Below are 22455 nucleotides of genomic sequence, written 5' to 3'. Positions count from 1 at the left end.
CGGGGAGGGGACGGCGGGCGGGTGCGTCGTCAGGTACGGGCGCGGACCAGATCGTGGGCGGCCTCGGCGAAGGCGTGGACGCGGGCGGTCGCGCCTTCGGCGCGCCAGAGCAGTCCCCATCGCAGTGGCTGGGCGTCGCTGAAGGGGACGTAGGCGACGTCGGGGCGGGCGTAGTAGCGCCTGGCCTGCGCGCCGACGGGAAAGACGCCGTGCCCGGCGCCGATGAGGGTGAGCATCTCGTTGAAGGTGGAGGCGGAGGGACCTGGCTCGATCGGCCGCCCGGCGGGGGTGTTCCTCGGGGTCCGGTCGTCGCGCAGGGAGTCGGGCAGCGTGTCCGGCAGTTGCAGCAGCTTCACCCTGGCCAGGTCGTCCGGGGACACCGATGCGCGGCGGGCGAAGGGGTGCTGGGCGGGCACGGCGAGCATCCGCGCTTCGGACACCAGCACGGGCCCGGTGACGATGTCGGACTCGTGGATCGGGAACGTGCCCAGGGCGAGGTCCACCGCGCCGCTCCGCAGCCACGGCATGAGGTCGACCATCTGCGCCTCGCGGAGCCGGACCTCGCAGTCAGGCCGGCGTTGCCGGAACAGCTCGGTGGCCCCGGCGAGCAGCTGGCCGCCGGCCGCGCCGACGAAGGCGACCCGGAGCGTGCCGGTGAGGCCGCGGCCGGTGTCGACGGCGCGCAGGAGCGCGGCGCCGATAGCGCGGCGCCGATCTGGTCCCAGGCGGGGCGCGTCTCCTCGTACAGCTGCTGTCCCACTTCGGTCAGCCGCACGCGGCGGCTGGTCCGGTTGAACAGCGGGACGCCGATGCGGCGCTCCAGCTTGGCGATGGTCTGGCTGATGCGGGAGGTGGACACGCGCAGTCGTTCGGCGGAGCGGCCGAAGTGCAGCTCCTCGGCGACGGTGGAATTATCGCGCCTGACCGCGCTGGTGGAGGCCCAGCACCCGCCGGCCGCCGACCGCGACACGTTCGCCCTGCTGAAGAACCCCTACGATGTGGGGCTGATCGGGGACGGCGAGCGCTGGGGCATCCGCCGCATGCGCATCGACAACGCCTGGTACGTCGGCGGCCCCGCGGCCATCTTCGCCGGCTGACTCCCGCCCCACCACGAGAAAGAGAACGATGAACACCCTGAGCACTCTGCGCTCCGTCGTCCGCGGCCAGGTCTGGCTGCCCGGCGAGCCCGGCTTCGACGCCGCCCGCAGTCCCTGGAACCTGGCCGTCGAGCAATCGGCGGCGGCCGTGGTCGAGGCCGCGGACGCCGACGACATCGCCGCGCTCGTCCGGCACGCCCGCGTCGCCGGGCTGGGCATCGCCACCCAGCCGAACGGGCACGGCGCCACCGGCCGTACCGACGGCGCCATCCTGCTGCGCACCCGCCGGCTGGACGCCCTGCGCGTCGACCCGGTGACCCGCCGGGCCCGCATCGGCGCGGGCGTGCCCTCGGGCCGCCTGCAGGCGGCCGCCGCGCCGTACGGCCTGACCGGCCTGCCCGGCAGCTCCCCCGTCGTCAGCGTCACCGGCGTGGCCCTCGGCGGCGGACTGAGCTGGTTCGGCCGCGCCCACGGCTGGGTCGCCGACAGCGTCACCGCCTTCGACGTCGTCGACGCCGAAGGCCGGCAGCGGCATCTCACCGCCGAGTCCGACCCGGACCTGTTCTGGGCGCTGCGCGGCGGGGGCGGCGACTTCGCCGTCGTCACCGCCCTGGAGCTGTCTCTGCACCCCGCGCCGCACCTGTACGGCGGGCGGACGCTGTGGGACGGCGAGCACGCCCCCGCCGTCATCGACGCCTACCGGCGGATCACCGCCGCCGCCCCCGACACGCTCACCGCCTGGCTGGACCTGCTCCATTTCCCCGGCTCCGCGCCCATGGTCGCCGTGGACGCCACCTACATCGGTGACGAGAGCGAGGCCCGCGACCTGCTGGCCCCGCTGGACGGCCTCCCCCAGCCACTGTCGGATTCGAGGCGCGTCATGTCGGTCGCGGAGCTGGGGTCCATCACCGCCGAGCCCACCGACCCGGGCGCGGGCTCCTCGCGCGGCGAGCTGCTGACCGACCTGGACGACACCGCGGTCAAGACACTCCTGGCGGAACCCATCGCACCGCTGCTCAGCGTGCAGATCCGGCACCTGGGCGGCGCGCTGGCCGGCCCCTCCGACAGCCCGCACGGCCCGCTCGCCGAGCCCTACGCGCTCTACCTGTTCGGCATCCCCGCCGACCCCGCCACGGCCGCGGCCGTCACCGCCAGGCAACGCGGCCTCGCCGGGTCCCTCCCCGTCAGCGGTCGCAAGCCGTACACCTTCCTCAACCCCGGCGAGACGGCGGCCGACGCCTTCACCCCCGCCGCCCTCGCCCGGCTGCGCGGCGTCAAGCGCCATCACGACCCGCACAACGTCTTCCGCTCCAACTTCCCGGTGGAGGGCTGAGACGGTCCTGAACGGGCGTCAGGGCGCGCGTCAGCGCCCGGACCCGCGCACCGACTTCAGCCACACGACCAGCTGGTCCATCCGGTAGTACAGCCCAGGCGGGACGTGCGGGAGGACCCGTGAGTGCCGCTGGCCGAGCAGCGCGATCATCCGCTCCGGCGGGAGGCCGACGTAGCGCGGGAGGTTCTCGTACCACCGGGCGCTGTTGCCGGCCGCCCGCTGGGCGGACACGAGCGCGGCCTTGCGCTCCCGCTCGTAACGCGCGAGGGCGGGCTGGAGCTCCGGCTCCTCGTAGATCGCCCTGGCCAGGAACGCGGCGTCGGCCAGCGCCAGGGCGGTGCCCGCGCCGATGGAGTAGTGCGTGGTGTGCGCGGCGTCGCCGAGCAGGACCAGGTTGCCGCGGTACCACGTCCGGTTGGTCAGGGTGCGGAAGTTCAGCCAGCGCGCGCTGCCGTCGGTGTGCGCCCGGCCGATCAGCGGATGCCCGTCCAGGATGTCGGCGAACAGCTTCTCCAGCAGGGCCAGGCTGTCGGCCTCGTTCGCCTGGTGCAACCCGAGTCCCTTCCAGGTCTCGGGCGAGCACTCGACGACGCAGGTGCTGTGGGTCTCGCTGAACCCGTAGCCGTAGCACCAGATCCAGCCGTGCTCGGTCTGCGTGAAGGCGAAGGTGAAGGCGTCGAAGACCTTGGTGGTGCCGAGCCAGGTGTAGATGTTCCGCCCGACCGTGATCTCGGGGCCGAAGTGGTCGGCGTGGCGCTCGCGCAGTGAGCTGTTGACGCCGTCGCCGGCGACGACGAGGTCCGCGTCGGCCAGCTCCTCCTCACCGGTGACCTCGTGATTGAACTCGACGTGCACGCCGAGAGAGCGGGCCCGCTCGGTGAGGATCTCGAGCAGCCGGTGCCGGCCGACGCCGAAGCCCTCGTCCCCGTTCTCCACCGTGACCGTCCACCGGTCGCGGACGTGCGCGACGAAGCTGTCCCACCGGACGGAGCTCTCCCGGATGGCGAGCGCGGACTCGTGGTCGGCGCCGTGGAGATTCTTGAGGAGTTCGTCCCAGTAGGTCACGCCCCAGCCGTAGGTCGACCCGGCCGCGTTGCGCTCGTAGACGGTGATGTCGTGGGACGAATCCATCCGCTTCATCAGGATCGAGAAGTACAGGCTGGCGGGTCCCCCACCGACACAGGCGACCTTCACACCGAGCTCCCATCGCTACCGAAAGTAATCAATTGACAGCATAGAGTAGCAGATGAGCTGTACGTCAGGGCGACCTCATCCCGCTGAGCCTCTGGTCAGGAAATGACCAACGACGACTCACCCGGAGCCGGCGGGGCCGTCGACGCGAGCCTGGCCGGGGTCAGCAGCAGGCCGACTTGACCTCAAGTGGTCTTGAGGTAGCAAGCTGTCGGCCATGACATCACACCGTGATCCTGCTGCTGGAACGGCTGTCGTGCTCGGTCCGGGTGGCCTCGTCGGCACGGCGTGGATGGCCGGCCTGGCGGCCGAACTCGGTCGCCGGGACGTGGACCTGGCACTGGCCGATCTGATCGTCGGTACGTCGGCGGGCGCGATCGTGGGCGCCATGCTGGCAACGGGCGAGGACCTGACCCGCTTCGCCGCTCCCCGCCCCGGCGCCTCCGTCCCCGCTTCCGCCGCCGTCCCCGCTTCCGCCGCCGTGCCGCGTCCGGCGCCCGCCGTACGGCAGGAGGAGGTGTTCGCCGTGCTGGGCGACCCCGCGCTGACCCCCGCCGAGGCGTTGCGGCGGGTGGGGCGGCTGGCGTTCGAGGCGGCGACCATCACCGAGGAGGAGCACCTCACGCGGATGGGCCGGCTGGTCACCGCCCGCGCCTGGCCCGAGCGGCCGCTGCTCATCACCACGGTGAACATCGAAACCGGCGAGCCGCAAGTATGGGATCGCACCAGCGGGGTGCCGCTGATCGCGGCCATCGCGGCCAGCTCGGCCGCGCCGGGCACCACCCCGCCGGTCGCCGTCAACGGACATCACTACCTGGACGGCGCCTTCGGCGGCGGAAGCCACGCTTCCCTGGCGGCCGGCGCCGGAGTGCTGGTCCTCGTCGAGCCGCTCGCCCACCTGTTCCCCGCCGACGCCCCGCCCGGTGACACGGTCGTCCGGATCGCGCCCGACGCCGAGACCATCCAGGTCTTCGGCTCCGACCTCGGCGAGGTCACCTCCTGGCTCCCCGCCTACCAGGCAGGGGTACGGCAGGGCGCCGAAGCCGCCGGCCGCATCCGCGAGGTGTGGCCGGCGGCCCGGGTGTAGGCGTCCGGGGCGCTCCTCAGGACGCACGGCGCATCCAGTGACATTTACCCCTCCTTCCAGTTAAATGTCCGATGATCAGGCGAGGAGCGGGAGCGGTGGATGAAGCACGCGGCTGGCCGGGTGGTCTCCCCCGTCCTGGTGGGGCGTGAGGCCGAGCTGGAGCGGCTGGTCGCGGCGGCCGCGGCCGCGCCGTCCGTCGCCGTCGTGGAGGGCGAGGCGGGCATCGGCAAGTCCCGCCTGGTCGGAGAGCTCGCCGCCCGCCCGGAGCTGGCCGGCCGGCGCCTGCTGAAGGGCGGCTGCGGGCGGATCAGGGAGCCGTTCCCCCTGGGACCGATCGTGGAGGCGCTGCGCGGGAGCGCCGCCGACCTCGAAGACGCGCCGTTGTCGCCCGTCGCCGGCGCGTTACGGGCGTTGCTGCCCGAGCTCGCCGCCGTCCTGCCCGAGCCGCTGCCGCCGCTGGAGGACCGGGCGGCCGAGCGGCACCGGCTGTTCCGGGGGCTGACCGACGTGCTGTCCGCGCTCGGCCCGGCGGTCCTGGTCGTGGAGGACCTGCACTGGGGCGACCAGCAGACGGCCGAGTTCCTCGGCTACCTGGTGGGCCTGCTGCCGGACACACTGAGCGTAGTGCTCACCTACCGGGGGGAGGAGGCCGGCGCCGCGCTCAGGGCGCTGACCGCGCGACCGCCGGACAGGATCGCCCACGAACACCTCGCCCTCCGGCCGCTGGACGTGGCGGCCACCCGGGCGCTGGCCGCCGCCATCCTGGACACCGACGAGGTGTCGGCCGAGTTCGCCGAGCACTTGTCCGCCCGCTCCTCGGGGCTGCCGCTGGCGATCCAGGAGCTGCTGGCCCTGCTGCGCTCGCGGGGGGCGCTGATCAGGTGGGAGGGCGGCTGGGCGCGCCGCGCGCTGGACGAGCTGGACGTGCCGGCCGGGGTGCTGGCCTCGGTCCAGGAACGGGTGGCGGGCCTGCCGGAGCCGGCGCGGGCGGTGACGCAGGCGGCCGCCGTGCTCCAGCTCGCGGTTCCGGCCGCGACGCTGGCCGAGGTCGCCGGCCTGCCCGGCCTCGGCGGGCTGGACGAAGCCCTCGGCTCCGGGCTGCTCGCCGAGCGCGACGGGCTGGTGGGCTTCCGCCACGTACTGGCCGCGCAGGCGGTCTACGAGGGCATCCCGCCGGGACGCCGTCAGGCGCTGCACGCCGGGGCCGCGGGGGCGGTGCGCGCGTTGCGCCCGGTGCCGCTCGGCCAGATGGCGCACCACCTGCGGTACGCGGGACGGTCGGCGGAGTGGATGGAGGCCGCCGTCACAGCCGCCGAGCACGCGACCGCGCTCGGCAACGACGCCGAAGCGGCCCGCCTGCTGGAGGACGTGCTCCGGCACGCCGAGCTGGAGCCGGTACGGCGGGCGGAGCTGACCATCCGCCTCGGCTGGGTGGCCATCAACGTGCTGCGCGTCCCCAACATCGCCGAGCTGCTCACCGAGGCCCTGCGCCACGACCTGCCCGGACGCGTACGCGGCGAGCTGCGCTTCCTGCTGGGCCTGAACCTCGACGTGACCCGGGTCGACCAGCGACGGATCCGCCAGGTGTTCGTGGACGCGATCGACGACCTGGAGGAGCTGCCCGAGTACGCGGCCTGGGCCATGGTGGGCCTGGGCGTTCCGACGATCACCGACCTGCCGCTCGACGAGCGCATGTCGTGGCTGGAACGCGCCCTGGACACCCTGCCGGCCGACGGCGACAGGGGCACGCGGCTGCTCGTGCTGGGCAAGATCGCGATGGTGTTCGTCGTGGTCGGCGATCCCCGCTGGGCGGAGCTGACCGACCGCATCCTGGAGGAGACGGGCGGCCGTGCCGTCAACAAGCAGGAGACCGTCGCCTACAAGTCCGTCGGCGGAACGGCCACGCTGGCCGGCCACCACCGGCGCGCGGTGCGGCTGCTGGATGCGGCTCTCGACAGCGGCCGCAGCTCGCACGCCTCGCCGGCGGACGAGTTCCGGCTCAGGCTGGACCTCGCCATGGCGCGCTACCTGGCCGGCTCCTGGGACGGCCTGCGCGAGGAGATCGAGGCACTGCGCGACCAGTACGCCCAGCGTCCGGCCGAGCGCATCCAGCTGGGCTGCCTCACGGCCTGCCTCGCCGCCGCGCCGGGCGCCCTCGACACCGCGCACGTCCGGCTGCTGGAGGTGATCCGCGAAGCGGACGCCAGAGGCGACAGCGACCTGCTCCCCCTGCCCGTGGCCATGCTGCTGAGGCTCGCGGCGGCCCGCGGCGCGGCCGAGCCGGCGCTCGCGGAGACGTCCGGGGCCGTCGCGGCCTGGGAGGCCAGCGATCTCTGGCCGATCGGCGTACGGGCCGTTCCCGCGCTGGTCGAGGCGCTGCTGTCGGCGGGCCGGCCGGACGAGGCGGCCGAGACGGCCGACCGGTACGGAGTCCGGCTGCGGGGACTGGACGCGCCGCTGGCCGTACCCGCTCTTGAGCACGCGCGGGGGCTGCTCGACATGGCCGCGGGGCGGTGGGCTCAGGCGGCCGAACGGTTCACCGCCGCCGGCGAGGCCTACGATCGGCTGCCGGCCGCCTACGACGCGGCCCAGGTCGCGGAGCAGGCCGCAGCGTGCCTGTTCGAGCTGGGCCACCCCGCGGCCGAGAGCACGCTGGAGCGCGCGATCACCGCCTACACGCGGCTCGACGCCCGCTGGGACATGGACCGGGCGACGCGGCTGGGCCGCCGCTGGGGCCTGCGGCCCGTCTCCCGGGTACGTCGAGCCGACGGCGACGGCGCGCCGGGCCTGTCGGCCAGGCAGATGCAGGTGGCCCGGCTGGCCGCGTCCGGGCTGACCAACCAGGAGATCGCCAGGCAGATGTTCCTGTCGCCGAAGACGGTCGACAAGCACCTCGGCGTCGCCATGCGCAAGCTGGGGGCGCGCTCGCGCACCGAGCTGGCCGGCCGGCTGGCGGGCCGGACGGGCACCTGACCCCGACCTCTGATCCGGAAATGGGGTGTTCACCCCAGCTTCGCCCCATACCCAGGCTGGTGCCGTCACGGCCACCCTTGATCCATGCCCGAAGACGAGCTCGTACGCGACGACCGCGCGCCCGACCCGCAGCCGGGCCCAGAGCCGGGCGCGGAGCCGGCCTCAGAGCCGGCTCCGCAGCCGGACGAGGAACCGGCGGCCCCGCCCCGGCCGCCCCGGCTTCCCGAAGGCTTCGAGCCGATCTGACCCCCCATCGAAAGGCGAAGCACCTCTCATGATCACGCAAGGATCGCCGCCCGGGACGGGCGCGTGAGCCGGCTGCGGCGCGGTACGGCCGCGCTCACCTCGACGCTCGCGTTGGTCGCCGTCGCGCTGGCGCACCCCACGGCGGTGCAGGCCCAGGAGCCGCCCCGGAAGGAGCAGCCGGCTCAGCCGTTCGAGCTCCACGGGCTCGGCAAGGGACCGCACACCATCACGCTGATCACCGGTGACAAGGTCGAGCTGACCGACACCGGCGGCGGCCGGTACACGGTCCACGGCGTGGGAACCACCCGGCCGGACGGCCGCCAGTCCTCGCTGTTCGTCCAGTCCGGCCCGAAGGGCGTGTACGCCCTGCCCGACGACGCCTTCCCCGCCATCCAGGCCGGACGGCTGGACCGGGAGCTGTTCAACGTCAAGTACCTGGCCGAGAACGGCTACACCGACGAGCTGACCAAGCGGCTGCCCGTCATCGTGCAGTATCCGGAGGGCGGCTCCGCGGCCGGGCTCAGGAGCTCCGCCGACGCCCTCCCCGCCAGCGCCCCCACCACGACGCTGGAGAGCATCGACGCCGCCGCCCTCGACGTCTCCAAGGCCGAGGCGGGCTCCTTCTGGGGCGCGGTGCGCGCGGAGACGGCCTCAACCAGGTCCGGGGGCGCACTGCGCGGCGGGATCTCCAAGATCTGGCTCGACGGCAAGGTCAAGGCCGACCTGGCGGAGAGCGTGCCGATGATCGGCGCCCCGCAGGCGTGGGCCGCCGGCCACGACGGGACGGGCGTGAAGGTGGCGGTGCTGGACACCGGCGTCGACGCCTCGCATCCCGACCTCGCCGGGAAGATCGCCGAGTCCCGCTCGTTCATCCCGGGAGAGACCGTTCAGGACGGTCACGGGCACGGCACCCACGTGGCCTCCACGATCGCGGGCAGCGGCGCCGCGTCCGGCGGCCGCAACAAGGGCGTCGCCCCGGGCGCTCGGCTGCTGGTCGGCAAGGTGCTCAGCAACGCCGGCTCGGGCGAGGAGTCCGGGATCATCGAGGCGATGGAGTGGGCGACCGCCGGCGGCGCCAAGGTCGTCAGCATGAGCCTGGGCGCGAACGCGACCGACGGAACCGACCCGATGAGCCAGGCGGTCAACGGCCTCACCGCCTCCACCGGCGCGCTGTTCGTGATCGCGGCGGGCAACGCGGGCGGCCCGGAGACGGTGTCCACGCCCGGCACGGCCGAGGCGGCGCTGACCGTCGCCGCGGTCGACAAGAGTGACGCGCGGGCCTCCTTCTCCAGCCAGGGACCGCGCCTCGACGGCGCCCTCAAGCCGGACATCACCGCGCCCGGCGTGGACATCGCGGCGGCCCGCGCCTCGGGCACCTCGATGGGCACTCCGGTGGACGAGCGCTACACCAAGGCGTCCGGCACCTCGATGGCCACCCCGCACGTGGCGGGAGCCGCGGCGATCATCGCGCAGCAGCATCCGGACTGGAAGCCCGGGCAGCTGAAGGCCGCGCTGATGTCGACTGCCAAGGACGTCGGCCAGCACGTCTACCAGCGCGGCGCGGGACGGCTCGACGTGGCCCGCGCGGACGCCCAGCAGGTCTTCGCCGTGACGTCCCACGTCGACTTCGGCCGGCTGGACGACTCGGGCAAGCCGCAGACGCGCGAACTCGGCTACGTCAACTCCGGCGACCAGCCGGTCACCCTCACCCTGAAGCCCGCCCTGGCCGCCTCCGGCGGGGGCGCCGCCGACGACAGGCTGAGCACGGCCGACGCCACGCTGACCGTCCCGGCGAGGGGCACCGCGACCACGACCGTCACCCTGGTCACCGATGGCCTGAAGCTCGGCACGTACGGCGGAGCGGTGACGGCGGAGGCGGGCGACGTGCGCCTGACCACCCCGGTGGGCGTCGTGCGCGAGGCCCCGACCTTCGAGCTCACCATCCACACCCTGGACCGGGACGGCAAGCCCCGCAGCCCGTTCGCCATGGACGTCATCGACGTCGAGGGCGACAAGGGGCTGCTGCCCGGCCCGCACTGGATCGCCGAGGAGGGCACGGTCGTCACCCGGGTCCCGTCCGGGACCATCAGCCTGCTGCAGGTCATGGACTGGGTGGACGAGGACAGCCGGAGCAACCGCGCCTGGCTGTTCCGGCCGGAGCTCGCCGTCACCGGCGACACCGAGATCACGCTCGACGCCCGGCGGACCACGCAGGTGCGCTTCGACACCCCGCAGCCCGCCGAGCCGCTGAACAACTCCTACACCGCCTTCTACCAGCGGACCGTCGCGGGCGGCGACGTCTACGCGGCAGGCATGGAGCAGGAGGTCCCGGTCGGCTCGTGGGGCAAGCTGTGGGTGCTGCCCACCGAGAAGGTCGCCAAGGGCGCCTTCCGCTTCGCCACCTTCTGGACGCTCGGGCAGCCGGAGATCGCCATGAGCGTCCGCAAGCCGAAGCAGCTGACGCTGCATCCGGCGGCCAACGTGCACTGGCTCGGCCAGGTGAACTCCCACCCCGACTGGACTCCGTTCACCGGTACGAAGGATCTCGAGGTCGTCGACGTCGGCCTGGGGACTCCCGAGGAGATCGCCGGCCGTGATCTGCGCGGCAAGCTCGTGCTGATGGCGGCCGACCACGCGGTGGACATGCTCGGCAACCCCGTCTGCGGCGCCCAGATCGAGCGCATCGGCCCGGCCAGGGACGCCGGAGCCGCCGGCCTGGCGATCTACCCCACGGAGGGGTCCGGCTGCCCCATCCCGCTGGGCATCGCGCAGAAGCCGTACACCGGCCCCGAGAAGCCGGTGGGGATCGCCATCGCTTACCTGTCCACGAAGGAAGGGCTGGCGCTGCGGCAGCAGCTCACCCGCGACAAGGTCACGGTGCGCACGGTGGGAACGCCGGAGACGCCCTACACCTACGTGTTCACCCCCTACTTCGAGGGGCGGATCCCCCGCTCGATGCACCAGTCGTTGAGCAAGCGGGACCTGGCCCAGGTCGACATGGAGGTCCACGCCGCCCAGCCGGCGAAGTACCACGACTTCCGCTGGGTCTACAAGCAGGACGACGGGATGCGATGGGTCACCAGCCCCGCCGACGCGGACACCACCTTCGTCGGACCGAAGTCGCGCACCGACTGGGTGTGGCCCACCGACCCGGCCGTCCTGCACCACCGCGGCATCGAGGTCATCGGCCGACCGGACCACATCCGCTACCGCATGGACGTCTATGACCGACCCGGCCGCAGCACCCAGCGGTGGTGGACCGCGCCCAGCACCCCGGGTGCGGCGACCGTGCCGGACAACGTGACGGCCCTCGCCGACCCGGACAGCGGGGTCCTGGAGAAGTGGGGCCTCGGCATCTACTGCGCCATCTGCGTACAGGGCGACAAGCTCTGGACCGATGTCTCCGAGGTGGCCGGGGTCGGTGACGACCGGGACGACAGCACGGCGTTCTGGTCGCTGGACGAGCCGTTCACCCCGGACTATGAGCTCCACCTGTATCGCGACGGAGCCGAGGTCCAGGCCGTGGGAGCGGAGCCGTTCCCCAAGGCGCCGCGCTACCAGCTGCCCGCCTCCACCGGCAGCTACCGGCTGACCGCGAAGAACGCCAGGCACGACGTCGAGTGGACCTTCACCGCGCCGCCCGCCGACCAGGCACGCCAGCCTGGCGTCAACTGCAACTCGTGGTTCCTGGAGGGGTACGGCGAGCACTGCAGGCCGGTCCCCGCCGTCTTCGTCAGCTATGACCTCGGCACCAGTCAGGCGATGGACAACACCGTCGCCGCCGGTCGCGCCCACACCTTCCAGGTGGAGGCCTACCACTCGCCGTCCGCCGCCAAGATGCCCAAGATCGCCGGGCTGAAGCTGTGGGCCAGCACCGACGACGGCGCCACCTGGAAACCCGCCACGCTGAAGCGCCGCGCCGACGGGACCTACACCGCCGGCACAAGGTACCCGGCGCTGAAGGACACCAGGGGCGCGGTGACCCTCAAGGCCGAGGCCTGGGACGAGGCAGGCAACCGGGTCAAGCTGACCAGCACCCGCGCGTTCACCCTCCGAGCGCACTGACACCCTCGTGAGCCGTGCCCTCGGTGGACGTCCGCGGACGCGACCGAGGGCACGGCCATCTCCATGGCCCGCCCGGGTCACATACAAGGAGCAGCGATACGACTACGGTGAGAGACGTGCGCGACGACCAGCAGCCGGAGAGCCCGATCTGCGGCACCTGCCCGGGAGCCGGCGGCGAATGGTCCGACCGGCACGGCACCGGCGACAAACAGTCGACCCGGGTGCCCTGCGCGCCTCGTGCGTCTGCGCCACGCCCCCGTGACGAGCACCGTCCGATCAGGACAGGGCCTCGACGGGCGCCGTCGCGACCAGGCCCTCGACGGCCTCGGCGAGCTCCGCGTCAAGCGTGATGAACGCGTCGGCCTGGAGCCGGGTCAGGGCGATGTACTCGGCGGTGTACGTGTCGGGCCACCCGAGCCGGTCGGCGATCTTCCACGCGAGGTTCTGGAGGACGCGGTCACCGAGCAGCCGGATCCGCAGCCCTCGCACGTGAGCGAGCAGGCGATCGGCGTCCTTCTGGGCCATCTCACCCGAGCGGACGGCCTGGTAGAGGTGCGCCAGCAGCTGGGAGCGAATGAGCGTGGGAGCCAGGAGCCGGTGCTCGGCGGGGACCACGGCCTCGTCGTGAGCCAGCCGAAGGGCCACATCCGGCCCGATGACGTACCTGCTCAACGCACCCCTCTGCTCGGCAACGCTCGTCCTCTATCTTCGGTGGCGCGACAACACCATGGCAAGCCAGATGATGGTGGGCAGGAGAAGCAGCAGCACCATGAGGCCGACTCCGAGAGCGACCTCCACGTCGGTCACCGGCCTGGATGAGAGATCATCGTCCACTCTGTGAAGCTAGCCGCTGCGGACGGTCGGAGCGACCTGAGGCCGTTCGTTCGGCGGGCTCGTCCCGGGTCGGAGACGTGCTGCCTAGCGTTGCTTGAGGCGGAGCGCTTCTTTGCGGGCCTCGGCCTGGACGGACCGCTCGCGCTCCAGCCACGCCGGGTTCTCCGCCTTCAGCTCGTCGATCTCGGCCGTGGTGAGCGGTCCGGTGATCCCGCCTCTGGCCAGGCCGGAAATGGAGACCCCGAGCTTCGCGGCGACGACCTGCTTGGGGTGCGGGCCGTTGCGACGCAGGTCAGCGAGCCACGCGGGGGGCTTCGACTGCAACTCGTTCAACTCGTCCCTGGAGACGACACCCGCCTGGAACTCGGCGGGGGTGGCCGAGAGGAGGACACCCAGCTTCTTGGCCGCGGTCTCGGGCTTCATCGTCTGGATGGTCTTCGGTTTGGACGAGGTCATGGCGCCAAGCGTAGTCAGTCGGAACGGGTTCCCCGGACATCGGTACCCTGAGGAAGTGACTGATGGGGAGACCGGCAAGGTGTTCCGGCTGGCGTACGCGCCTGGGGTGACACCCGCGAAATGGGTCAACGTCTGGACCGAGAGGATGCCCGGCGTGCCGGTTGCCCTGGCCGCGGTTCCCGCCGCCGAGGTGGTGGGACTTCTGCGGGATGGCGGGGCTGACGCCGGATTCGTCAGGCTGCCGGTCGATCGGGACGGGCTCAGCGTGATTCCTCTCTACGTGGAGACCACGGTGGTCGTGGTGCCCAAGGATCACGCGGTGGCCGCCGCCGACGAGGTGGCCGTCGCCGACCTCGCCGACGACGAGGTGTTCCATCCTCTGGACGACAGCATCGAGTGGACGGACCGGCCCGGGCTGCCCGCGTTCACCCGCCCGGCCACAACGGCGGACGCAGTCGAGATGGTCGCGGCCGGCACGGGGCTTCTCCTGGTTCCGCAGTCGCTGGCACGCCTCCACCACCGCAGGGATCTCACCTACCGGCCGGTGACGGACGCGCCGCAGTCCCAGGTCGCGCTGGCCTGGCCCACGGACGCGACCACTGACCTGGTGGACGATTTCATCGGCATCGTCCGCGGCCGGACCGTGAACAGCTCGCGGGGCCGTACCCCAGCTCCCCCTGCCAAGAAACCGGCACAGCGGCAGGCGCAGAAACCCGCACAGGCCGCCTCCGGCCGCCGCGCCGTACCGGCCAACCGTAGAAAGAAGGGCCACCGGCCTAGGTGACCCGCGGCCCTGAGCCTCCGGCTCGGCAGCGGCCCCGCCCCCCACAGGGGGACGGGGTCGCCTCGTGCCGGGCGTCAGAACGGCCAGTCGGCGTTCTTGCCGGCCTCAAGCAGAGGGATCATCCGGAACGCGGCATCGGAGAGTCCACCGAAGGTGTGACGGGTCCGCTCACCCGACGGGCCGTGGCCGTACTGGTAGCCGGCGAGGTTCCACGTGTAGACCGGGACGTTGGCCGGCACCTGACCGGTCGGATTCTCGCCGTTGTTGCCGCCCCACGCCTGCTCGTCGGTGACGATGACGATCCGGTCGTGGCCGCGGTAGTGGGCGCGTACCGCCTCGGCGGTGTTGGTGCCGCCCAGGCTTCCGAACCGCTCCACCACCCGCAGCACCGACTCGCCCGGGCTGTAGGGCACAGGCTTGGAGGTGGTGCCGAACTCGACCAGGTCCGCCGACTCGGCACGCATCGCCAGCGCGGAGCCGAACACGGCCGCCGAGTCTGCGCGGTCGAGCCCGGATCTCTCCGCGATCGCGCCGAACATCGACCCCGACCGGTCCACCAGGATCAGTGTGCGTCCTTCCAGAGCGGGCACGTTGGCCAGCGAGTGGCCGAGAGCCTGCTCCAGCGGGTAAGCCCACCGCAACGACGGGGCGTGCTTGTACGCGGCGAGGAACCGAAACGGGAACTGCTTGGACCGGCGCACCTCATCGGCATCAGCCAGCCGGGCAGCCACGGTTGCCGCGACCTTGTCGGAGACGCCGACCTGGTCGAAGTTCCGCAGGTTGCGTGTGAGCGCCATCAATCCCATCGAGGGGATGACCGCCTCCCACGCCGCGGCGTCCATCGGGCCCTGGAGCCAGCCGGCGAGCGCCTCCCACGTCATCCCCGCCAAGGTGAGCCGCTCCCGCACGTCCGGACGCGACAGGACCTCCTTCCGCTGCTCGACCGGGAGCCCCATCAGCTTCTCTCGCTCGATCAACGTGCTCAACGACGCGGGGATGTCGTTGTCCCGCTGGTGGCGGCGGTCGAGGGCGTGCCGGAACAGGTCACCCTGCCAACGCCGAGCCGGATCGGGGCTCGGGTGGACAACGTCGATCACATCGCCGAACCGGTAGCCCTTGGAGTTCGTGTCGTACTTGAGCAGGCTCCGCTCGGTGTACAGCCGCTGCACGGCGTCGGCGACGCCCCGCTTGATCGGCTTCGGGACGGCCCGGCCGTAGGTGGACGTCCAGTAGGCGAGCGCCTCTCCGGGCTCGTCGGCCCGCTGGAGGACGCTGTCGACGAGCTGCCGGTTCAGTCCGTGCTCGCCGGCGGCGAGCCGGGCCTTGACAGCCTCCAACGCGGCGACGACCGGCGCGGTACGCATGTTCGCCTCGGAACGCAGCCACGGCAGGAATCGGGCCAGCCACTCGCCGTCCTCGACCGCGACCTGGTGGACCAACGCCCTGAACCGGCTGTCGCGGTCGCCGGCCTTCTCGTAGAAGGTCTTCTCTCCCACCATGTTGGCGACGGCGAGCAGGAACAGCTCGCTCTTGGCGTCTCGCGCGTACCCGGGAGCGCCCTCGAAGGTGCGACCGGACGGCGTTGCCTCGGACTTGACCGGGCTGGACACGGCGGCCCTGGTCGTCGTGCTGTTGAACTTCGCCATGACGCGACGAGGCCCCTCTCGTAGTCTTGCGGGAGGGGCCTCGTTCGAGAGTTCGTGCCCGAGATCAGAGTCGACGAAGGTGACTGTTTGTGCGCTCTACCCGTTGAGCTACACCCCGAGAGCTCGGGGCGGCAGGACTCGAACCTGCAACATCACCCTCCCAAAGGAGTAACCCTCATCTGCGCACCGGGCACGCTCTGAAGTTGTGTCCCTCCCGAGATCAAGGTCGGCGACGGAGACATAAGCGTCCTGGGCCGCTGGACGACACCCATCGAGATGGGCGGCGGGATTCGAACCCGCGTAGCTCCTTTGGGAGAGGAAGTAACCGTTGCCTTCGCACCGGGAAGGTGCATATCCAGTTGTGAGGGCTCAGAGACCAGCGACAGCGCCGGGTCGGTTTCATCCAGCAGATGAAGGAACCGGAGCTTTCGCACCTGAGCCACCGGCAGCGTAACCCACCAGTCGGCCGAACTCAGCGGAATTTCCGGTCACTCCTCGCGAAGCTGGTCTATTGCCGCAGGTCACGGCATGTTCCGCGGATGTCAACCTTGTCGGCCGGCAGCACCTCGCCCTCGCCGCCGAGCTCAACCACGGTCACCGAGCCGTCGTCGGCCGGTTCAGCTCGCGCCGCTCGGTGTCACTGGCGCGCCGGTTGATGAAGCGGGTAGCTCCGTCGACCACGACCTGGGCAACGAAGTCGGCGCCGCCCTTCACGAACGAGCCCCGGTTCTTCACCGTGGAGATGAGCCCGGGGGCATGCAACAGCCGGGGGCGACTCAGGCGGAGCCCAGCAGGCCAAGGGTCACGGGTCGTTCTAGAACCTCGACGGGCGGGAGCGGCCTGGTCGGCGGAATGCCGTAAGCAGTTTGCAGCAATGCCCCGCGCAGACAACAAGAGTGCAATCCTACTTCCGCAGCTCCCGTCGAGCGTCCCAATAAAAGGTTGTGAACCCCGCTATCGCTGACAGAACTCCGAGAACCGTCGAGGCAACACCGATAGACCCCGTTACGACCACGGCCCCGACAACTGCAAGAAGAAGACCTCCGAGAGCCACCCAGCGACTACTCCGAAAAATCGCTCTCCTCATACGCCATTCAGGCATGCCGATTTGCGACATACTCCTGGACTGAAATCGCAGCATGTATTCCGCCAAAGCACGTAATGCAATGCCTGTATAGTACGCCTCTGACTGCGGATCTCCCCCATACAAAGGCTGTTCAGTCGGCCAGTTCCCCGCGCTCTCCTGACGGGATATCATCCACCTTACCGCTCCTCGGAGAACGTGCTGGACAGCAGGATCGCCACTCAACGAACCGGAGCGGGAGCAATTGTAGACCAGATATGCCGTGCCAGCCACTGACCCATTCAGGTGGAAAGCGCCGCTCGCTTCCTGGAGTGCGTTCACTATGGTTTTCGCACCCAGAAGGCCCGACGTAGTGGGGTCATAGCGTTCCAAGGCCGCCTGAGCCCATACTGCCGCAGTCACGTCCATGTCTGCCTCGAGCAGATCTCGCAGGCCTCCCGCGCACTCTCCTGTCCAGGGGTGATCCACATGGGCATTGAGCGCGCAGTCCAGCCAGAAAGCGCGATAATTCAGGCGCGAGTCAATGCTTACACCTGCTTCGATCTTCTGACGCACAACTTCCAGGTCATAACGGATCAGATCGTCAGAGATTTTGCGCGGATGCACTTCCGAGAGTGCGCCAAGCCGCCAGAAATAGTGGTTGATCGACGCGCTCAAGTCGGGCGACGAGAGCCAAGCAATCGCACGGCGTACAACCGAGTAATCGGCTTCGAATCCGCATGCAGTGAAGGCTCGGAGCGCTTGTGTAGTTGCCGTGACCTCAGCCAACCCGCCAGAAGCACCCCATCGGCCGTCCCTCTTCTGACGACGCTCAAGCCAATGAAGACCAGACCGTAGTGCGCTTACCACCTCATCCATCCAGCACTGCTCCAGCATGATCTGCGACAAGCATTATCGGGGGTACATCAAAGCACATGCCACACTAGAGAGCAGCCTGTCAGTCAAGGAGGTCTGGCCTGCTGCTGAGCGCCCGACGGGCCGTTATGAATCGGCGGTCGATGTCGGAGGCAGCCATACCGTGGTCCACCGCGGCGTCGGCCGCCGCGCCGGGCATGAACGATGCCGATGTCCATGTGAGCGTCAGCGAAACGCATCGTGGCGTTGGACGTACCGTCCGGGCGGGTGTGCATCTGCAGAGTTTCGCGGGCGTGTTCTTCAGCGCGATCGTCGTCGACCAGCCAGGTGTACCAGGTGGCGGCGTAGAAGACCCGCTTTCCGTGGTCGAACACGAAGTGGTGATCAGGGTTGTCCGGCATCGGGAGGCGGCTGATCTCCACCGGCTCACGAGCGGCCTCCGCCGCCGCAGCAACTCCCGGCGCGCAGCCAAGTGGGCCCCGAACACAAGGAAGATCGGCTTCCCGGGCCTGCACTTTCCATGACCTCCGGCACACCGGCAACACGATCGCCGCCAACTCGGGCCCGAGCCTCAGAGGCCTCATGCAACCGATGGGCCACGACTCCGTCCGCGCCGCGCTGATGCACCAGCACAGCACCGCAGAGGCCGACCGCAGGATCGCCGACGTGATGAACGCCAAGATCACCTTCATTTCACGCATAATGCACAGGTGCGCTCAAGGGCAGTTCTCGGGATCCTGGCCCATCTGCTCGAAAGCAGCTAGAGAGATCACGACGTCGACGTCTTGTTGTCTCTTTTCGTCCCATCTCTGTATCAGCACCTGGCCCGGGTCAACCTTGGTGGCATCGTCAATTTCGAACGTCACGTGTCGTAGCGAACTGGTGTTGTCGTTGGTGAAGCCGTAGGCGTTGTAGGTGATCGCTGGATCCAGAGTGGGAGATTTGGGCGTGGCCATCCAGTCGCCAACGGGGGTGTCGAGCCGAAACGAGGCGCTCTGCCCACTCAAGGCGGATGCGTACATCGCATCATCGATGTACGCATCGTCCGGGTTGCCGGTCGGGCTCCTCCGGGGGACGGCACGCTCATGGTAGAGCCTCACTCCGTCCGGCGCAGGCCCACACCAGGCCAGTACGGCGACGAGACGACCTGACTCGTCCACACTGATACCGACATAGCCATTGGCGGCGACTGTGCAGCCGGTGAGACAGGTCAGAAGTATGCCCATAAGTACTACGCAGATCCAGTTGCGCATGCACCGACCGTACGCCGTGATGGATTTTGTGGGGATCCATCAGGTGGACTCGTGATCACACCGCCCTGCGGTCGTTACCTGCGGCACCCCGTGCGGCAGGTAACCCGGCGTCATGACACCCCGCCCCAACGATCCGGCACAGTGGGAACTGCGCTATGTGTGTCGCAGATCTGAAGAGGCCCCGAAGCGCCGGATGCCCTCAAGGATGAGTGACTCGACACGGCATCGACTGCAGCGGACTCGAGGTCACATCCTGATGACAGATCGCCCATCTGCACGCCCGGGTTGCGTCCGCGGGAGTGGTTAAGGAGTTTGGCCTCGTGACAGGCGTGGTGTCGTCAAATGAAGACGGCCATCGCGTGATCCTTCGAGTAGCGAAGATCAGGTTCGAAGGAGAACCAGGTGATGGCCGTGGACAACAGTGTGACGCCCGCGCAGTGGCTGGCGCGGCAGATCGAGACCGACGACTCCGACTTGTTGCGATCCATGGTGAAGACCATGGCCAGGCGTTGATGTCGGCCGAGGCGGAGTCCTGTGCGGTGCCGAGTACGGCCGGCGCAGCGACGAGCGGACCAACTCGCGTAACGGCTATCGGATGCGTGAGCGGGACACCCGCGCAGGCACGGTCGAGCTCGCGATTCCGAAGCTTCGGTCGGGCTCGTACTACCCGGACCGGCTGCTGGAGCGGCGGCGGGCCGAGCACGCGCTGATCAGCGTGGTGGCCACCAGCTACCTGCTCGGCGTCTCCACGCGGAAGGTGCGCGAGAGCGGGCGCACGATCAACGTGCACGCTCTGGTCGCCACGGCGGTCAACGCGAGGTCCTCGGCCTGGAGGTCACTTCTGCCGAGGACGGTGCCTGCTGGCCGGCGTTCCTGCGCGGTCTGGTGGGCCGTAGTCTGTCCGGTGTTCAGCTGGTGATCTCCGATGCTCAACGGGACTTGGTGGAGGCGATCGGCGCGAGCCTGCCGTGCGCGACCTGGCTGACCGGCACGAGTTTTGGAGATGCCTACCTGGTCACTTGAGAAGGTGCGATGTGCCGGCAGCACGGTCAGCATCCTGGAGTGTCCAGGATGCTGACCTTCTCGCAGACGCGGCACAGACCATAGAAGGCCCTGTCGAAGGTGCTGTCCGCACTACTTGTCGGCCTCCCGCAAGAATTTTGCGACCTTCTCGGCCTTGTCGACCACGTAGCCGATCGGGTCTGCTTTCGCCTGCACGGCTTCGGAGAGGAGAACGCCATGGACGATCAGCTCGTCCTTGATGCTGGGGCGTTCGTAATCGTCATCGCCAACGTGGAATGACTCTCCTGTGGTCCAGGGGTCCTCGGGGTTCACGGACATGGAATCCTCTCCAATGAAGATCAGGAATATGACCGACCTTCACTCAATGTAACGCGAGGGCCACAATTGCTCCACGGGTGCCGCTGCATCGCACACAGAGCATCGAACCGAATTAAACGCATAAAAGATCGTGAATAGACCTGAGCGCTATCTCCAGGCGCGCCTCTTTGTCGAACCCATCCGGCATGTCACTTGACCTAGCACGTCCGAGAGACGTTACTTGAGGCCGCATGACCCTGGCCCACTTCCTCGACGGGCTCCGCTGCTCCGTCTTGCATCCGGCCCATCCCGCTCAAGCGGTTCGACGTCCACACCGGACGCTGGGAGATCGTGGACGTCCCCTGCGGAGCCACCTTGGACGCCACCTGCGCTGGGGCGAAGTCACAGCCCTACGCCGCATGAACCTGGACCTCACGGCCCGTACCGTCAGCGTTCGGCAACAGCACGTCGAACCCGACACCGGCGAACTCGTCGCCGGCCCGCCCAAGTCCCGCGCCGGGGTCCGTACGGTCGCCATCCCCGCAGCGGGGATCCTCGCACTCCGCGACCACCTCGACCAGTTCACAGCCCCGGAACCCGACTCTCTGCTCTTCACCGGCTCACGAGGTGGCACCCTCCGCCGCAGCAACTTCCGGCGCGCGGCCAAGTGGGACGAAAACACCAGGAAGATCGGCTTCCACGACCTCAGACACACTGGCAACACGATCGCCGCCAGCTCCGGGGCGAGCCTCAAAGACCTCATGCAACGTATGGGACATGACTCGGTCCGTGCCGCCCTGATCTACCAGCACAGCACGGCGGAGGCCGACCGGAAGATCGTTGACGCCATGAACTCCAAGATCGCGCAGGATATCGCGATGGGCCTTCGGGTGGACTCTCCGACACCAGCTAATGGCACGGTGATGAACGACGGCATGCATGATGTGACCATGAACGCGCCCCGATCTAGCACGGACGTCGTCGAATCCGGCTGGCGGAATGTTCGCGCTGATGGACGTGTACGCCCCGAGTTGTTGGACGAAGCTTACGCCGAGCCGCGCTTGAGGCAGTTGTTTCCCTGGACGGGCATGGGAGAACTCCACTTCAGCCGCTGCACGAGTCCTCGATGGACATGGGACATCCCCTACATCGCGCCCACTGCGGGAGACGGCTACATGGTGCTTGGCCCTCGTCGTGGTGACACGGTGGGAGCTGCGGCAACGCCGGCACAGGCCGTCGCGATGGTGGTGGAACGTCTGCCGTCTGACTGTGGCCCTGCTTTCGTGGGCACACCTGACGAGCTCGCTGCTCACGAGCGATCAACCGCCGATTCGTGAGGCATACGACGCCGCACGCTCACCGCTGATCCATCAGCACAGCCCGGCCGAAGCCGACCGGTACATCGCCGACGCGATGAACCAGAAGATCTCACAGGGCCCGAACAAGCCCTCCGCACCGGCTAATGGCGCGCAGCCCCGTTTCCATGATCGAAACGGGGCTCTTCTCGCAGGTGGGCGGTACTGGGTTCGAACCAGTGACCCCTCGCTTGTAAGGAGCCAAGATCGGCCCTTCGCCCCGTCCGACCTGGACCGACACGACGCGATCATCGCCCACCCGTCAGGCTCCCGCCGGACCTAATGGCACGCTAATGGCACGGCGATCATGCTTGTTCCCCACGTCACCAGGCCATCTGATCAGGGCTTCCTCATCGCGTCGGGGCCGGCGAATGGCACACGAATGGCACACCCGTACGGACGTACACGCCTCCCCCACCCGATCTTCCCGTCTGCCTCGTCCCACCTGGAAGGCAGCGGGCCAAGGGCCACGGGTCATGGGTGGAGCTCCCCACTGGAAGAACGACCCTTGACCCGTGGCCCTTGGTCTGCTGGGCTCCGCCTGGGACGAGGCGGACGGGAAGATCGGCCCCGCGCCAGCCACTGACGACCTGAGCGCCTGTCGCGATCATCCCGGAGCCGAGGCCCCCGCCGGAGGCTCTATCTACGGCGGCGCAGCAACACCGTGGCAAGCCAAATTAGGGTGGGCAGCAGAAGGATCAACACCATGAGACCGACCCCAAGAGCGATCTCGGCGTCGGTCACTGGCCTGCCTGAAAGATCATCGTCCACCCTGCCAAGCTATCCGCTGCCAGGATCGGCGGTATACCTCGTGCCCAGCGCGGCCCGAGCACGGCCGCGCGCGAGAACGGCCCCCAGGCCGCACGCGCAGCGTGC

18 protein-coding genes, 2 tRNA genes and 2 pseudogenes are annotated in these 22455 nt (G+C 69.7%); 9 read left to right on the top strand and 13 right to left on the bottom strand.

Features of this window, described 5'->3' with window-relative positions; translation table 11 throughout:
- Positions 1–29: 29 nt before the first annotated feature.
- Positions 30–611, bottom strand: coding sequence for a LysR family substrate-binding domain-containing protein (locus ABZS51_RS18905; RefSeq protein ID WP_355442439.1), 582 nt, complete (start codon positions 609–611; stop codon positions 30–32).
- 200 nt (positions 612–811) lie between these two features.
- Positions 812–859, bottom strand: a pseudogene (locus ABZS51_RS18900) (hypothetical protein); the annotation flags it as partial.
- On the opposite strand from ABZS51_RS18900, the gene ABZS51_RS18895 reads away from it, so the two are divergent.
- Positions 843–1097, top strand: a complete 255-nt coding sequence (locus ABZS51_RS18895; RefSeq protein ID WP_355442356.1) for a hypothetical protein — start codon at positions 843–845, stop codon at positions 1095–1097. The pseudogene ABZS51_RS18900 and the gene ABZS51_RS18895 overlap by 17 nt on opposite strands.
- Before the next feature lie 28 nt (positions 1098–1125).
- Positions 1126–2430: an FAD-binding oxidoreductase gene (locus ABZS51_RS18890; RefSeq protein WP_355442353.1), complete on the top strand. Its 1305-nt coding sequence runs from the start codon at positions 1126–1128 to the stop codon at positions 2428–2430.
- 30 nt (positions 2431–2460) lie between these two features.
- Here the strand turns inward: ABZS51_RS18890 and ABZS51_RS18885 are convergent, their stop codons facing one another.
- Positions 2461–3561, bottom strand: coding sequence for an FAD-dependent monooxygenase (locus tag ABZS51_RS18885; protein ID WP_355442350.1), 1101 nt, complete (start codon positions 3559–3561; stop codon positions 2461–2463).
- 277 nt (positions 3562–3838) lie between these two features.
- Between ABZS51_RS18885 and ABZS51_RS18880 the strand changes: the two genes are divergently transcribed.
- The 4 genes from ABZS51_RS18880 to ABZS51_RS18865 all read left to right on the top strand — a co-directional run bounded on the left by ABZS51_RS18880 (position 3839) and on the right by ABZS51_RS18865 (position 11992).
- A complete protein-coding gene (locus tag ABZS51_RS18880) occupies positions 3839–4708 on the top strand; it encodes a patatin-like phospholipase family protein (protein WP_355442347.1) in 870 nt (289 codons plus the stop codon).
- A 99-nt stretch (positions 4709–4807) separates the two neighbouring features.
- Positions 4808–7681: an AAA family ATPase gene (locus ABZS51_RS18875; RefSeq protein WP_355442344.1), complete on the top strand. Its 2874-nt coding sequence runs from the start codon at positions 4808–4810 to the stop codon at positions 7679–7681.
- A gap of 84 nt (positions 7682–7765) precedes the next feature.
- The gene (locus tag ABZS51_RS18870; RefSeq protein WP_355442341.1) at positions 7766–7927 is read left to right on the top strand and encodes a hypothetical protein; all 162 of its coding nucleotides are present in this window, start codon (positions 7766–7768) and stop codon (positions 7925–7927) included.
- 63 nt (positions 7928–7990) lie between these two features.
- Positions 7991–11992, top strand: coding sequence for a S8 family serine peptidase (locus ABZS51_RS18865; RefSeq protein ID WP_355442338.1), 4002 nt, complete (start codon positions 7991–7993; stop codon positions 11990–11992).
- A gap of 276 nt (positions 11993–12268) precedes the next feature.
- On the opposite strand, the gene ABZS51_RS18860 is transcribed toward ABZS51_RS18865, so the two are convergent.
- Positions 12269–12664, bottom strand: a complete 396-nt coding sequence (locus tag ABZS51_RS18860) for a hypothetical protein (RefSeq protein WP_355442335.1) — start codon at positions 12662–12664, stop codon at positions 12269–12271.
- 246 nt (positions 12665–12910) lie between these two features.
- On the bottom strand, positions 12911–13282 hold the full coding sequence (locus tag ABZS51_RS18855; RefSeq protein WP_355442332.1) for a DUF5997 family protein: 372 nt from the start codon (positions 13280–13282) through the stop codon (positions 12911–12913).
- A gap of 55 nt (positions 13283–13337) precedes the next feature.
- On the opposite strand from ABZS51_RS18855, the gene ABZS51_RS18850 reads away from it, so the two are divergent.
- Complete coding sequence (locus tag ABZS51_RS18850; RefSeq protein WP_355442329.1) at positions 13338–14066, top strand: LysR substrate-binding domain-containing protein; 729 nt, start codon at positions 13338–13340, stop codon at positions 14064–14066.
- A gap of 74 nt (positions 14067–14140) precedes the next feature.
- Here ABZS51_RS18850 and ABZS51_RS18845 read toward each other — a convergent pair whose 3' ends face one another.
- The 7 genes from ABZS51_RS18845 to ABZS51_RS18815 form a co-directional block, all read right to left on the bottom strand.
- Positions 14141–15712: a TROVE domain-containing protein gene (locus tag ABZS51_RS18845; protein ID WP_355442326.1), complete on the bottom strand. Its 1572-nt coding sequence runs from the start codon at positions 15710–15712 to the stop codon at positions 14141–14143.
- A 126-nt stretch (positions 15713–15838) separates the two neighbouring features.
- Positions 15839–15984: transfer RNA gene (locus ABZS51_RS18840), tRNA-OTHER, on the bottom strand.
- 5 nt (positions 15985–15989) lie between these two features.
- Positions 15990–16052, bottom strand: a tRNA-Ser gene (locus ABZS51_RS18835).
- A 254-nt stretch (positions 16053–16306) separates the two neighbouring features.
- Complete coding sequence (locus ABZS51_RS18830) at positions 16307–16447, bottom strand: hypothetical protein (RefSeq protein ID WP_355442323.1); 141 nt, start codon at positions 16445–16447, stop codon at positions 16307–16309.
- A 169-nt stretch (positions 16448–16616) separates the two neighbouring features.
- Positions 16617–17453 (bottom strand): hypothetical protein, encoded by an 837-nt coding sequence (locus ABZS51_RS18825; RefSeq protein WP_355442320.1) that lies wholly within the window; start codon positions 17451–17453, stop codon positions 16617–16619.
- A gap of 284 nt (positions 17454–17737) precedes the next feature.
- The gene (locus ABZS51_RS18820; RefSeq protein ID WP_355442317.1) at positions 17738–18343 is read right to left on the bottom strand and encodes a hypothetical protein; all 606 of its coding nucleotides are present in this window, start codon (positions 18341–18343) and stop codon (positions 17738–17740) included.
- 24 nt (positions 18344–18367) lie between these two features.
- Positions 18368–18904: a hypothetical protein gene (locus tag ABZS51_RS18815; RefSeq protein WP_355442314.1), complete on the bottom strand. Its 537-nt coding sequence runs from the start codon at positions 18902–18904 to the stop codon at positions 18368–18370.
- Between the two features lie 405 nt (positions 18905–19309).
- Here ABZS51_RS18815 and ABZS51_RS18810 point away from each other — a divergent pair.
- Positions 19310–19885: pseudogene (locus tag ABZS51_RS18810) on the top strand (transposase); the annotation flags it as partial.
- Positions 19886–20038: 153 nt separating this feature from the next.
- Here the strand turns inward: ABZS51_RS18810 and ABZS51_RS18805 are convergent.
- Positions 20039–20239: a hypothetical protein gene (locus ABZS51_RS18805; RefSeq protein WP_355442311.1), complete on the bottom strand. Its 201-nt coding sequence runs from the start codon at positions 20237–20239 to the stop codon at positions 20039–20041.
- A 236-nt stretch (positions 20240–20475) separates the two neighbouring features.
- On the opposite strand from ABZS51_RS18805, the gene ABZS51_RS18800 reads away from it, so the two are divergent.
- Positions 20476–21561, top strand: coding sequence for a DUF6193 family natural product biosynthesis protein (locus tag ABZS51_RS18800; protein ID WP_355442309.1), 1086 nt, complete (start codon positions 20476–20478; stop codon positions 21559–21561).
- Positions 21562–22455: the final 894 nt, after the last annotated feature.

This window comes from Nonomuraea sp. NPDC005501, assembly GCF_040605905.1.
Taxonomy (GTDB): domain Bacteria; phylum Actinomycetota; class Actinomycetes; order Streptosporangiales; family Streptosporangiaceae; genus Nonomuraea.
Note: the sequence above shows the minus strand (reverse complement) of the source record. Positions and strands in the feature narration are given on the sequence as shown.